We start from the raw sequence: 12,861 nt of genomic DNA, 5'->3' as shown, positions 1-12,861 counted from the left end.
AAATTGAAGCCGTTGGCCTGGCCCAGCGCCCGGTACTCGCTCTGGCTGTAGGTGTAGCTCAGGTTCCACCAGCCAAACGGTAGGTTGTAATAGAGCATGCCATTGCGCGAGGTTTTCTGATGGTCGCTGATGGCATCGTGGCCGCCGCGCAAGGCCAGTTGGTCAGCCAGGCCCAAAGGGCTGTCCCAGTCCAAGGCGGTTCCCCATTGCTGCTCGCCGGTGCTTTTCTGCCCATCGTTATGCCGCGACAGGCCGACGCGCCAGGGTTTCTGCGGGGTGTTTTTGACCAGCACTTCGCTGCCACCGATGTTCTGCCCTGGTGTCAGTTCCATTTGCGCATCGTTGGATGGCAAACGGTTCAGTTGATCGACCATCTGTTCGATCTCCCGCAGGTTGACCAAGTCGCCGGCCTTACCGGGAAACGCCATCGCCAACTCGCGGTCCGACAGTTTGCTGTTTTCGGCGCCTTTCAAGCCTTCGAGTCGCCCTTCCACTACCAGCACACTCAAATGCCCGCCGGACAAATCCTGCTGCGGTAGATAAGCGCGGCTGGTGACCAGGCCTTTTTCGAGATAGTGGTTGGTGATGACCTTGAGCAACTGGTTAAGCTGCGGCACGCCCAGGCACTGGTTGAGAAAGGGCTTGAGCAGGCGTTGACGCTCGCCCTCGGACAGGGCATCGGCGCCCTTGAGCTCGATGGTCTTGATCGGGAAGCAACGGCTGTCGGTAGGGGCCGTCGGCTGGGTAGGCTTCGCCTCCTTGCCGGGCAGGTCCTTGAGCTCCTCAAGACGTCGGCGCTGTTCTTCGAGCAGGCGGTCCTGACGCTCACGGATCAGGTCCGTGTCACCGGGGGTTGGCGCAGCATAAGCGAGCGTTAGCGGAGAGAGGCACAGCAAAGCCAGGCACAACCTCGCCCAATGGGCGGGTGAGAACATGTTCGATCCCTCGATACGGAAATGACAGCAAGCTCGCGAGCGGACGAATAGCCATATACCGGCTTACTCCCACAAAACACTCACGTTGCTGATGCGCAAAAACTACGCGCACACCAGACCCCGCATATCGTTTTCGGTTCAAGAGAGCGGAAACTTTCTTACTAAAAAAAGAGACGTATCTCACAGGACGCGTCTGAAATTACGACAGAAACGACTTTTTAGACTGAACAAGGCAGATCTTTTCACGGCGGCTGAGCTACCGCTCCAGGCGTGACATTTGAATTGGTGGCAGGGATGTAGAAGGGATGATTTCAAAACGCAAGAAGGTTCTGCTGCGATCACGGTCGTACACGAATACCCAAGAGCCCGCCATCAAGCGGGCCTTTCTGTACCTGATTTGCTCATGCCAACAGTGCCGTATCGCCTCAAAACAGCATGGCTTGAGTAGTACAATCGAGTAGTACAACCGGAAAACAAAAAGCCCCGTAACTCATTGAGTTACGGGGCTTTTCTATGTATGGCGGAGAGATAGGGATTCGAACCCTAGGTACCGGTGAAGGTACAACGGATTTCGAATCCGTCCCATTCGGCCACTCTGGCATCTCTCCAACGGCGCGCATCATAACAACACTTTTGCCGGAAGCGAACCCCCTAAGCGAAATTTTTCCGTGCTATCAGATGCTTGCGTCGATTACAGCGGTACGCCCAGACGGTTGGCGACTTCTTCGTAGGCTTCGATGACGTCACCGAGGCCCTGACGGAAGCGGTCCTTGTCCATTTTCTTGCCGGTGGCCTTGTCCCACAGACGGCAGCCGTCCGGGCTGAACTCGTCGCCCAGGACGATGGAGCCGTCGGAGAAAACGCCGAATTCCAGTTTGAAGTCGACCAGCAGCAGGCCAGCGTCGTCGAACAGTTTGCTCAGGACTTCGTTGACCTTGAGCGACAGTTCTTTCATGCGAACCAGTTGCTCGGCGGTGCCCCAACCGAATGCCACGACGTGGGATTCGTTGATGAACGGGTCGCCCTTGGCGTCGTCCTTCAGGAACAGTTCGAAGGTGTAAGGGTTGAGCTTCATGCCTTCTTCGACGCCCAGGCGCTTGACCAGGCTGCCGGCGGCATAGTTACGCACGACGCACTCGACCGGGATCATGTCGAGTTTCTTCACCAGGCATTCGTTGTCGCCCAGCAGTTTGTCGAATTGAGTCGGCACGCCGGCTGCTTCGAGTTTCTGCATGATGAAGGCGTTGAACTTGTTGTTCACCATGCCTTTGCGGTCGAGCTGCTCGATGCGCTTGCCGTCGAACGCCGAAGTGTCGTTGCGAAACAGCAGGATCAAGCGGTCAGCGTCGTCGGTCTTGAAAACCGATTTGGCTTTGCCGCGGTAGAGTTCTTCACGTTTTTCCATGATGGGCTCCGCTTGCTAAGTAGGTGGGCTAGGCGATGTGTCGCCAGTCGAGCCCTGAATCTTGATCGGCCAGTTGCAGCCAGTCCGGGTCGCACCCGAGGGTGTCGACAAAACATTGCCGGGCCAGCTGCGGCAGGTTGTTCTTGCTGCTCAGATGGGCCAGGACCAGGTGTTGCAGGCCCTGCCAGCCCAACTCGGCCACCAGGAATGCCGCCTGATGGTTGTTCAAATGTCCCAATTCACCGCCCACCCGCTGCTTGAGAAAGTACGGGTAATGACCGCGAGCCAGCATGTCACGGCAATGGTTGGACTCGATCATCAATGCATCGAGGTCCCGGTAGCCGTCCAGCACCGTGTTGCAATACGAGCCCAGGTCGGTCAACAGGCCGAAACGCCGCTGACCGTCGCTGAAGACATACTGCGTCGGCTCCTGCGCATCATGCGCCACGGCAATGACGCCGATGCTCAGGTTGCCGATTTGCAGTTGCTCGCCGCCAGCCAGAAAGCCTGCGGGTTCAATCGGTTTGCGCATCCCGCGCAGGGTCCCGCGACTGAGGTAGACAGGCAGATTGTAACGCCGAGACAGCAAACCCACGCCATGCACGTGGTCGGCATGTTCGTGGGTCACGAGTATCGCGCTCAACTGCGAAGGGTTCACACCCAGTCGCAGCAGGCGTTTTTCGGTTTCCCGCAGGGAGAAACCACAATCCACCAGTACATACGTGTCATCGCTGGCTATCAGCGTGCCGTTCCCTTGGCTACCGCTGCCGAGAACGGCAAAACGCATGTGATCAGCCCAGGTTGTCCTGAATCACGCTCAACACCTTACGCGCCACTTCTGCTGGCGCCACGGTGTTGATGTTTTTCTCAACGGTGACTTGTACGTTCTCGCCAACCTTGCTCAGGCGAACCTGATAACGCTCGGCGCGGGCTTCAACTTCTTCCTTGCTCGGCGCGCTGCCGAACAGGCTGCTGAAGAAACCAGGCTTCTCGTCTTTCTTCTCGGCTTTTTCGGCGAGGTTGATGTAGTACAGGCCCAGGCTGCGGTTAATGTCTTCAACACGCCATTCGCCTTGCTCCAGCGCACGACCGACGCTTGACCAGGCACGATCCAGATCGGAACCGACGTTGAGCACCGGGTTGCCGCTGCCATCTTCGGTCAGGCTGACACGACTTGGCGTATCGAAATCACGAGAGGCCAGCATGGAGACCGAACCGCCCTTCTCCGAGGTGCGGCTCATGCTTGCGAGCATGTCGTCGACCAGTGCTGCGTCCAGGCCGGTGTTGACCGAACGATTGGTGAAATCCACATTGGCGGTGCTGCCGGCAGGACGCTCGGCGCTGACCACGTAGACTTCACTGGTGTTGCGCTGCACACCCGGCTCGATACGCACCCGCACACGGCTTTCACTGTCGGCGCCGACACCGGCCGCGCTCAGACGCTTGGCCATTGCTGCGGACAGTTCGTCGGAATGCTGCCAAGTGGTGGTGAATTCACCGGTTTGCGGGCGTTGCTCGTCCAGACGGAAACCGTTGTCCTGGAAGAACTGCACGGCCACGGGCCAGACTTCGGCCGGTGGGTGCTGGGCCATGACCCAACGCGAATCGCCGCTCTTCTGCAGGGTGTAGTCGCTGGCATCAGCCACTGCCGACAGCGGCTGCGGACGAGGCACGATGTATTCGCCCTTGGCGGTGTCATCGGCCACGTTGCGCGGGATCGGCAACAGCGGATCCAGACGCTTGGCGGTGCTCACGTCCGGTGGCAGTTGCATCGGTGCAGTCTGTTGCGCTTCCAGGTAATCGCTACCACGGTCACGGAAGTAACCTTCCGGGCCCCAGATCCATCCGCAGCCACTGGTGCTGGAGATAATCAAGGCAAGTGCGGAAAGTCCGGCCATTCGCTTCATGCGTAGTACTTCCTCAATTAAACCAGGACGCCGGACTGGCGCATGGCCTGCCGCAGCGGTTCGTGACAGGCAGCACTGAGCCAGGTGAGCGGCAGACGGATACCGTCCGGCATCAAGCCCATTTCATGCAGAGCCCATTTCACGGGGATAGGGTTGGATTCGATAAACAGGGTTTTATTGAGCGGCATCAGCTTTTCGTGGATCGCCCGGGCTTTGACAACATCGCCGGCCATGGCCGCGGCGCACAGGTCGCTCATGGCGCGCGGAGCAACGTTCGCGGTCACCGAAATATTGCCCTTGCCGCCGAGCAGCATCAGCTCGACTGCGGTCGCGTCGTCGCCCGAATAAACCAGGAAGTCGCTGCTCACGCCGGCCAGGATGTCTTTGGCGCGCTGCAGGTCACCCGTGGCTTCCTTGATGCCGATGATGTTCTTCACGGTCGACAGGCGGATCACCGTCTCGGCCTGCATGTCGCACGCGGTACGGCCCGGCACATTATAGAGAATCTGCGGGATGTCGACGGCTTCGGCGATGGCCTTGAAGTGCAAGTACAGGCCTTCTTGCGTCGGCTTGTTGTAATAAGGGGTTACCAGCAGGCACGCGTCGGCGCCGGCGTTCTTCGCGTTGGTTGTCAGTTCGATCGCTTCGCGCGTCGAATTGGCGCCCGTACCGGCGATCACCGGAATACGCCCTGCAACCTGGGCAACCACGCGACGAATCACTTCAATGTGCTCGTTCACGTCAAGCGTGGCCGACTCACCTGTAGTGCCGACCGCCACGATGGCGTTGGTGCCCTCTTGCAGGTGGAAGTCCACCAGTTTGCTCAGGCTGTCCCAGTCGAGACGACCCTGTGCATCCATGGGTGTGACCAGTGCCACCATACTGCCCGCAATCATGCAACCGCTCCTGCCGGAAAAAGAGAGCGGTAATGGTACTGGCGCCAAGATGCTTGTACAAGCGAAGTACTGCGCTGCCGCCATTCCCCTTGGCGCTGCTTTTCGCTACCCTTCAGACTTTGATCGGTACTGATAAGCTCGTACGCCGTGTTCCAGCCTCCATTTTCGGCATCACAAGCCCCGATCCAGCGTTGCCACCCCTCGCTCCTGCCATACTGGAGCATGTTGCAACCTTCGGCCGGGTTTTCTGAATTCGCATCCGCAGGCTCGTCCCGGTAAAAAAAGCCCATAAAGGTATCGACCGCTCATCGCTTTAGGAATGCTGCATGTCCACCCCCACAGTTCGCGAACAATTCCTTGTCATCAGTGCCCTCGGCGCCAACCCCATGGAGCTGACTAACGTCCTGTGCCGCGCCAGCCATGAAAACCGCTGCGCCGTGGTCACCTCTCGCCTGACGCGCCACGGCGAATGCAGTGCGTTGATCCTTGAAATTTCGGGCAGTTGGGACGCCCTGGCGCGCCTCGAAGGCAGCCTGCCAGTGCTGGCCAAACGGCACACCTTCACCGTTAACGTGGTCCGCAGCGCTGCCCTGGAGAACCGCCCCCAAGCCCTGCCGTATGTTGCCTACGTCAGCTCGGCCTACCGCCCGGACATCATCAACGAGCTGTGCCAGTTCTTCATGGATCACAACGTCGAGCTGGAAAATCTGACCTGCGACACCTATCAGGCCCCGCAGACCGGCGGCACCATGCTCAATGCCACGTTCACCGTGACCTTGCCCGCGGGCACCCAGATCAGTTGGTTGCGTGACCAGTTCCTGGATTTTGCCGACGCCATGAACCTGGACGCACTGATTGAACCGTGGCGCCCACAAAACCCAATGTAAGGAAGCTTTCATGGCCGTAGCCATCGACCAACCGGTTGCCGACTTCGAAGCACCCGCCACCAGCGGGCAATCCGTCAGCCTCGCGGGCCTCAAAGGCAAGCAAGTGGTGATTTACTTCTATCCGAAGGACAGCACGCCGGGCTGCACCACCCAGGGTCAGGGTTTTCGTGATCAGCTTGAAGCCTTTAAAACCGCCAACACCGAAGTCTTCGGCGTGTCTCGCGACAGCCTCAAATCCCATGAAAACTTCAAGGCCAAGCAGGCGTTTACCTTCGAGCTGATCAGTGACAAGGAAGAAGCGCTTTGCCAGCTGTTCGACGTGATCAAGCTGAAGAAGCTGTATGGCAAGGAATATATGGGCGTTGATCGCAGCACATTCCTGATCGACAAGGAGGGTGTGCTGCGTCAGGAATGGCGCGGCGTGAAGGTGCCGGGGCATGTGGATGCGGTTTTGGCTGCTGCTCAGGCCCTCAATAAAGCCTGATTCATCTAGTGCCCGTTCGGACGCCATCGCGAGCAGGCTCGCCCCCACAGGATTTGCGCAAACCTTGTGGGACCGAGCCTGCTCGGGATGAGGCCATCAGCCTCACCACATAACCAGCACTGACCATTAAAGCAGCGGCGCTACCATCGGCTCTTTGCGCGGCCAGGCATCCAGTACGGCCTTGAACAGCGTCGCCAAGGGAATGGCAAAGAACACGCCCCAAAAACCCCACAACCCGCCAAACAACAGCACCGCGCAAATGATCGCCACCGGATGCAGGTTGACCGCTTCCGAGAACAGCAGCGGCACCAGCACATTGCCGTCCAGTGTCTGGATAATCCCGTAGACCGCCATCAAATAGATGAACTGATCGCTCCAGCCCCACTGGAACAGCGCAATCAGCAGCACTGGCACGGTCACCACCACCGCCCCGACGTAAGGCACCACCACCGAAACACCCACCAGCAACGCCAGCAGCGCCGAATAGTTGAGCCCCAGCGCCACGAACGCAATGTAAGTCACGCCACCGCAAATGAAGATTTCGATGACCTTGCCGCGAATGTAATTGGCTATCTGCCGATTCATTTCCTGGGCGACCCGGGTGATCAGCGCCCGCTCGCGCGGCAGATAACCGCGCACCCACTGGCCGATCATCTCCCGGTCCTTGAGAAAGAAGAACACCAGGATCGGCACCAGCACCAGGTAGATCATGATGTTCACCAGCAGCGGCAGACTCGACAGCGAGAATGTCAGCGCCCACTGACCGAACTTGCCGATCTCGCCCCGCGCCACTTCGATCGCCTGCAGCACTTGCTCGTCCGATACCAGGTGCGGATAGCGCTCGGGCAGCAACAACAGCAGTGACTGCCACTTGGCGAGCATGCCGGGCAATTCGTTGAACAACGTGATCAATTGGTGCCAGAGCAGTGGTACCACGATGATGATAAATACCAGCAACAGTCCCATGAACAACGCGAAGACCAGCCCCACCGCCACACCACCGGGCACACGAAGGCGCTCGAGGGCCACTACCAGCCCCTGCATCAGATATGCCAGCACCATACCGGCCAGTACCGGCGCGAGCATTCCACCCAGGGTGAGCACCGCGGTAAATGCCAGAAACAGCAGCACCGCCAGCACCACGGCCTCTTCATCCGAGAAGTAGCGCTGAATCCAGTCGCGTAACACCTTGAACATCAATAATCCTTAGAAACGAACGCAGCAGGTTTCAGGCTTTTTTCAACCAATAGCGGTAAACGCCCGCCTCATCTTCTTCACGAAGCAGCGTATGACCGGCCAATCGGGCAAAGGTGCGAAAGTCGCGCTGGGAACCTGCATCGGTAGCGATTACCTTGAGTACCGCACCGCTGGCCAGTCGGTTGAGTTCCAGTTTGGCCTTCAGCAACGGCAACGGACAATTCAGACCGCTGGCGTCCAGTTCGGCGTCGTGAGTTACAGCATCAGTCATCGAATCACTCCGGGGCAGGGGGTTAAGCTGCTTAGAATATCTGGTCCCAAGCGTAGTGTCCGGCTACAGTAAGGTCTTTGTCGACTAAGGCTTTGTGCATGACTTTTTTGCGCCCTACCCTGCTGACGCTCGCTTGCCTGCTCGCCTCACCGGGCTTCGCCGACGACTTGCCGTCACTCGGTGATGCCAGTTCTGCCATCGTCTCGCCGCAACAGGAACACCAACTGGGTCGTGCGTGGCTGGCGCTGTTGCGCAGCCAGGTGTCGCAGCTCAACGATCCGCAACTCAAGGATTACGTCGAATCCAGCGTCTACCGGCTGGTGGAGACCAGCCAGGTCAATGACCGGCGCCTGGAATTCATCCTGATCAACAGCCCGCAGCTGAACGCTTTTGCTGCGCCAGGCGGGATCGTCGGCGTCAATGGTGGCTTGTTCCTCAATGCCCAGACCGAGGGCGAATATGCCTCGGTACTGGCCCACGAACTGGCTCACTTGTCGCAGCGTCACTTCGCCCGCGGTGTCGAAGCGTCGCAACGCATGCAAGTGCCCATGATGGCTGCTCTGCTGGCTGGCATCGTGATTGCCGCGGCCGGTGCAGGCGATGCCGGGATCGCGGCCATTGCCGGTACTCAGGCGGCGGCGATTCAGGAACAACGACGTTTTTCGCGTCAGAACGAACAGGAAGCCGACCGTATCGGCATCATGAATCTGGAAAAGGCCGGTTACGATCCGCGCTCGATGCCGACCATGTTCGAACGACTGATGCGCCAGTACCGCTTCGACGCCAAGCCACCAGAGTTCCTGCTGACTCACCCAGTAACCGAGTCGCGGATCGCCGACACCCGCAACCGCGCCGAACAGGCCAAGCCGGGCGGTATCGAAGACAGCATGCGTTACCAACTGATTCGGGCGCGCGTGCAGCTGATCTATGAAGAAACCCCTGGCCTGGGCGCCAAGCGCTTCCGGGCCCAACTCGATGAGAACCCGAAAAACGACGTCGCGCGCTATGGCTTGGCGATCGCCCAGATCAAGGGCGGCCAGCTGAATGAGGCTCGGGAAAACCTCAAGCTGCTGTTGGCCAAATCACCGAACGAGATCATCTACAACCTGGCCCAGGTCGATCTCGACATCACCAATAATCGTCTGCCCGATGCTCAATCACGGGTCGACCGGATGCTCACTCAATACCCCGGCAACTACCCGCTGAATCAGGTGCGTGTCGATCTGCTGCTCAAGCAGAATCGAGCGGCCGACGCGGAAAAAGCGCTGGAGAATCTGCTCAAGAGCCGCCCCGATGATCCGGACGTCTGGTACATGGTGGCCGAGACTCGCGGCCTGTCGGGCAATATCATCGGTCTGCATCAGGCTCGCGCGGAGTACTTTGCGCTGGTCGGCGACTATCGCCAGGCAATCCAGCAACTGGACTTCGCCAAGCGCAAGGCTGGCAGCAACTTCCCGCTGTCATCGCGCATCGACGCACGGCAACGTGAGTTGATGGAGCAGGAACGCATGGTCAAGGACATGATGGGCTGACGGCTTTAGAAAAAAGCTCAGAAACAAAAAATCCAGGTACAAAAAAACCGCCTCTTTCGAGGCGGTTTTTTATTCAGCCGACAACCGGTTTATTCAGCCAGTTTGAAGGTGATGAAGCTGGCGCGACCTTGACGCAGAACCCGCATCGACACCGAGCGGTTCTTCGGCAGCGCCTTGGCAATGTCCGTGAACTCCTTGGAGGAGCCGATCGCCTGGTTGTTCAGATGAGTGATCACATCGCCCGGCTGCAAGCCGATCAGGGCAGCAGGACCCTCCTGAACTTCCTTGATAACCACACCACCCTTGAGGTCGAGGGTTTTCTTCTGCTCATCGGTCAACTCGGCCACGGAAACACCCAGGCGATTGCTGCTGCGCTCGACGCTGGATTTAGGCAGGGCTTCCAACTCTTTGCCTTCTTCGGGGATAGCGCCGACGGTCAGCTCAACGTTCTTGCGCTTTCCTTCGCGGATCACTTCAAGATCGGCTTTCGAGCCAGCCTTCAGCGCGCCCACCAGATGCGGCAGATCGGCGGACATGACGATCGGTTGACCGTTCATGCTGAGGATCACGTCGCCCACTTGCAGGCCACCCTTGGCAGCCGGACCGTCATCCTGGATCTGAGCCACCAGCGCACCGGCCGGCTTCTCGAGACCGAACGACTCGGCCAGATCCTTGTTCACTTCCTGGATCACTACGCCCAACCAGCCACGGCTGACTTTACCGCCGCTTTTCAGCTGATTGGAAACGTCCATCGCCACATCGATAGGGATTGCGAACGACACGCCCATGAAGCCGCCGGAGCGGGTGTAGATCTGCGAGTTGATGCCGACCACTTCACCGGCCAGGTTGAACAGCGGACCACCGGAGTTGCCCGGGTTGATCGGCACGTCGGTCTGGATGAACGGCACATAGTTTTCGTTCGGCAGGCTACGGCCGATGGCGCTGACAATACCTTGGGTCACCGTGTGATCGAAGCCGAACGGCGAACCGATCGCCACGACCCACTGACCGGCTTTCAGGTCTTGCGACTTGCCAAGCTTCAGAACCGGCAGGTCCTTGCCTTCGATTTTCAGCAAAGCGACGTCAGAGCGCGGATCGGTACCGATCAGCTTGGCCTTCAACTCACTGCGATCGGCGAGGCGCACGAGAATCTCGTCGGCATCGGCAATCACATGGTTGTTGGTCAGAATGTAGCCGTCGGACGAAATGATAAAGCCCGAGCCCAGGGATTGCGCTTCACGCTGACGATCGCCACGAGGGGAACGTGGCTGCTGCGGCATGCCGCGCTCAAAGAATTCGCGCAGCATCGGCGGCAAACCTTCAAGATCAGGCATTTGCTCGCTGGACACCTTACGGTCCGGCAGCTTCTGGGTAGTACTGATGTTAACCACCGCGGGCGAGGCCTGCTCGACCAACTGCGTGAAGTCAGGCAACTCGACCGCTTGCGCAGCGACCGCCTGACCGAGCACCAGCACGGTGGCAAAAATGGAGAGATAAGACTTCAAGCGTGGTATCGACATACGGCTCCCGTTACGACGAGCATGGTTAAGCGATATGGAGCAAGGAACACCGGAAACGATACGCCGGTATTTTTGTTCCGGGAACAACAAACAAGGCCAGAGCCGAGGGGTTCTGACCTATAAAAAATTTTGGGGATATTTGCAAATGAAAATGCTCGGCAAAACATTTCGAGGCATCAACGGCGGGATAGGCATTGCTGACCTCCCGCACAATCAAAAGCCCGATTGAGGAGCATGGCTGATCAGCTCACTGCTTGCTGGTAGCCGCGGCATCGTTGCGCATGGACAGCGCAATCCGTTCGGCAGTGCCAATCGGTATTTCACCGACCACGGTCACCATCATCTCGCCTTGCGGAGTAGTCAATCGCCGGGAAACAGCAACGGTTGGCCCCAGCTGGGTGCGCGTGTCAGTGACTGTTGCGCCATTCAACGGCTCAAGGAACACCGAGAATCGGGCCAGACCGTCGTCGAACATCAGACTGTTGACCTGGGCTTTGGTCTCCGGGTCCTTGTGAGAGGTACTGCTGGTCAGCTCGAAACCTGGCGGTAACCAGTCCGAATGCCAGACCTGCGCAGTTTTGACGGCGGAAGCCTTGTCACTGTCGAGGGTAATGGGTTTGCAATCAGAACCTGCCTGCAAATCGCTGTCGGAAGGCATCTCGGCAGTATCCAGCCGGGTGAACTGGAACCGCTCCAGCAGTTGCCCTTTGTCATTGAGCAACAATGACTTCAACGGCAAACCGGTTTCCTTATCCAGATGCAATTCAAAACCGTAGCGATGCTGATCGCGAGGCATCAACGACACAATCACCGCCGAACGCCCGGCCACACGCGACTTGCCAATGACGGCAAGGTCGTACCAATTCTTTAGCTTTTGTGGATCGAGTGCACGAGTGGTGGAGTTGGGTGAGTCCCCCAGCCCTGCTATCAGGGTGCCGCTCACGCATTGAGTATGCCCATCAATGCGCACGACTTCCTGTGCCGAGCCGTCGAGCTGGAGTAAACGCTCGCGGACCTTGCCATCCTGGACGCGATGCCAGATGTTATGGGTAGAGAAACTACCGTTACGCTCGTAGACGAAAGTACCGTGGAAGCTCTGCGTTTGCTCGGCCTGCCCCAGACGCTTCAGCCAGTCCTGGGCTTCATCGGCGTGGGCTGGAACAACGAACCAGCCACTGAGCAGAAGCGTAAGTAGAGGTATGGCGCGCATGATCCTCCTTAGCGGTTTTCCAGGCTTGCTGCACGAGCGTAAGGCAGAGCGCTCTCAGTACCTTTCAGTGCAGCCTGTTGAGCATGTTGGCGCAAGTAACCTGGCAAACGCTGATCATGCCAGCCTGGTTGACCTTGCAATACGCCGTTGGCCATAGGGCCAGTGGCTTCCGAACTCTCATTGTAGCCTGCCAATACAGCGGGGCCCTTGACCTGAGGAGCGGTCAGACCCGGTTGACTGGATTGCTGGGCCAACTCGACACCGGCGATCTCGTCCTGATTGTACAGACGAACACCCGCCAGCACGGCAATGGTCACCGAAGCAGCGACTGCCAGACGACCGAGGCTGCGCCATGGACCGCGAGAGGCTTTTGCCGGTACGGCTTCGTCAGCCAGCGCAGCAGAGACTGCTGCAGCGATGTCCAGACGAGGAAACAACAAATCCTTGTGCATAACTGCCCGAGCGATCTGGTAACGAGCCCAAGTATCGCGGGTTTCAACATCGTCGAAGGCATTCAACACCCGACGCAATTCCAATTCGTCCGCTTCGTTATCCATCACTGCGGACAGCGATTCCTGCAGGGCTTCACGACTCATGGCGTTCCTCTCTTGGCTGTC

At 58.5% G+C, this 12,861-nt stretch carries 14 protein-coding genes and 1 tRNA gene; 4 read left to right on the top strand and 11 right to left on the bottom strand.

Features of this window, described 5'->3' with window-relative positions; all coding sequences use genetic code 11:
* The 6 genes from ACZ3HH_RS13805 to dapA all read right to left on the bottom strand — a co-directional run.
* Positions 1-935, bottom strand: a 935-nt coding sequence (locus ACZ3HH_RS13805; protein ID WP_465805347.1) for a ShlB/FhaC/HecB family hemolysin secretion/activation protein, incomplete at its 3' end; no start/stop codon positions are given.
* A gap of 518 nt (positions 936-1,453) precedes the next feature.
* A tRNA-Ser gene (locus ACZ3HH_RS13800) sits at positions 1,454-1,543 on the bottom strand.
* 83 nt (positions 1,544-1,626) lie between these two features.
* Complete coding sequence (gene purC / locus ACZ3HH_RS13795; protein ID WP_008034929.1) at positions 1,627-2,340, bottom strand: phosphoribosylaminoimidazolesuccinocarboxamide synthase; 714 nt, start codon at positions 2,338-2,340, stop codon at positions 1,627-1,629.
* A gap of 28 nt (positions 2,341-2,368) precedes the next feature.
* The gene (locus ACZ3HH_RS13790) at positions 2,369-3,127 is read right to left on the bottom strand and encodes an MBL fold metallo-hydrolase (RefSeq protein WP_038979338.1); all 759 of its coding nucleotides are present in this window, start codon (positions 3,125-3,127) and stop codon (positions 2,369-2,371) included.
* Between the two features lie 4 nt (positions 3,128-3,131).
* The gene (bamC, locus tag ACZ3HH_RS13785) at positions 3,132-4,247 is read right to left on the bottom strand and encodes an outer membrane protein assembly factor BamC (protein WP_465805344.1); all 1,116 of its coding nucleotides are present in this window, start codon (positions 4,245-4,247) and stop codon (positions 3,132-3,134) included.
* Positions 4,248-4,264: 17 nt separating this feature from the next.
* Positions 4,265-5,143: a 4-hydroxy-tetrahydrodipicolinate synthase gene (gene dapA / locus ACZ3HH_RS13780; RefSeq protein ID WP_465805342.1), complete on the bottom strand. Its 879-nt coding sequence runs from the start codon at positions 5,141-5,143 to the stop codon at positions 4,265-4,267.
* Positions 5,144-5,469: 326 nt separating this feature from the next.
* Here dapA and ACZ3HH_RS13775 point away from each other — a divergent pair, with 326 nt between their 5' ends.
* Together ACZ3HH_RS13775 and ACZ3HH_RS13770 are read left to right on the top strand one after the other, a co-directional pair.
* The gene (locus ACZ3HH_RS13775; RefSeq protein ID WP_465805340.1) at positions 5,470-6,030 is read left to right on the top strand and encodes a glycine cleavage system transcriptional repressor; all 561 of its coding nucleotides are present in this window, start codon (positions 5,470-5,472) and stop codon (positions 6,028-6,030) included.
* A 10-nt stretch (positions 6,031-6,040) separates the two neighbouring features.
* Positions 6,041-6,514: a peroxiredoxin gene (locus ACZ3HH_RS13770; RefSeq protein WP_465805338.1), complete on the top strand. Its 474-nt coding sequence runs from the start codon at positions 6,041-6,043 to the stop codon at positions 6,512-6,514.
* A gap of 126 nt (positions 6,515-6,640) precedes the next feature.
* On the opposite strand, the gene ACZ3HH_RS13765 is transcribed toward ACZ3HH_RS13770, so the two are convergent.
* Together ACZ3HH_RS13765 and ACZ3HH_RS13760 are read right to left on the bottom strand one after the other, a co-directional pair.
* Entirely contained in the window at positions 6,641-7,711 is a 1,071-nt protein-coding gene (locus ACZ3HH_RS13765; protein ID WP_465805336.1) for an AI-2E family transporter, read from the bottom strand.
* Positions 7,712-7,742: 31 nt separating this feature from the next.
* The gene (locus ACZ3HH_RS13760; protein ID WP_007898654.1) at positions 7,743-7,982 is read right to left on the bottom strand and encodes a sulfurtransferase TusA family protein; all 240 of its coding nucleotides are present in this window, start codon (positions 7,980-7,982) and stop codon (positions 7,743-7,745) included.
* Between the two features lie 98 nt (positions 7,983-8,080).
* On the opposite strand from ACZ3HH_RS13760, the gene ACZ3HH_RS13755 reads away from it, so the two are divergent.
* Positions 8,081-9,514, top strand: a complete 1,434-nt coding sequence (locus ACZ3HH_RS13755; RefSeq protein ID WP_048394060.1) for a M48 family metalloprotease — start codon at positions 8,081-8,083, stop codon at positions 9,512-9,514.
* An 89-nt stretch (positions 9,515-9,603) separates the two neighbouring features.
* Here the strand turns inward: ACZ3HH_RS13755 and ACZ3HH_RS13750 are convergent, their stop codons facing one another.
* The gene (locus ACZ3HH_RS13750; protein ID WP_465805333.1) at positions 9,604-11,034 is read right to left on the bottom strand and encodes a DegQ family serine endoprotease; all 1,431 of its coding nucleotides are present in this window, start codon (positions 11,032-11,034) and stop codon (positions 9,604-9,606) included.
* Positions 11,035-11,068: 34 nt separating this feature from the next.
* On the opposite strand from ACZ3HH_RS13750, the gene ACZ3HH_RS13745 reads away from it, so the two are divergent.
* Positions 11,069-11,263, top strand: a complete 195-nt coding sequence (locus ACZ3HH_RS13745) for a hypothetical protein (RefSeq protein ID WP_465805332.1) — start codon at positions 11,069-11,071, stop codon at positions 11,261-11,263.
* A gap of 18 nt (positions 11,264-11,281) precedes the next feature.
* Here ACZ3HH_RS13745 and ACZ3HH_RS13740 read toward each other — a convergent pair whose 3' ends face one another.
* Together ACZ3HH_RS13740 and ACZ3HH_RS13735 are read right to left on the bottom strand one after the other, a co-directional pair.
* On the bottom strand, positions 11,282-12,244 hold the full coding sequence (locus ACZ3HH_RS13740) for a MucB/RseB C-terminal domain-containing protein (protein ID WP_465805330.1): 963 nt from the start codon (positions 12,242-12,244) through the stop codon (positions 11,282-11,284).
* An 8-nt stretch (positions 12,245-12,252) separates the two neighbouring features.
* Positions 12,253-12,840, bottom strand: coding sequence for a sigma-E factor negative regulatory protein (locus ACZ3HH_RS13735; protein WP_465805328.1), 588 nt, complete (start codon positions 12,838-12,840; stop codon positions 12,253-12,255).
* Between the last annotated feature and the right edge of the window lie 21 nt (positions 12,841-12,861).

This window comes from Pseudomonas sp. PME37.24/025 (genome assembly GCF_055556615.1).
Note: the sequence above shows the minus strand (reverse complement) of the source record. Positions and strands in the feature narration are given on the sequence as shown.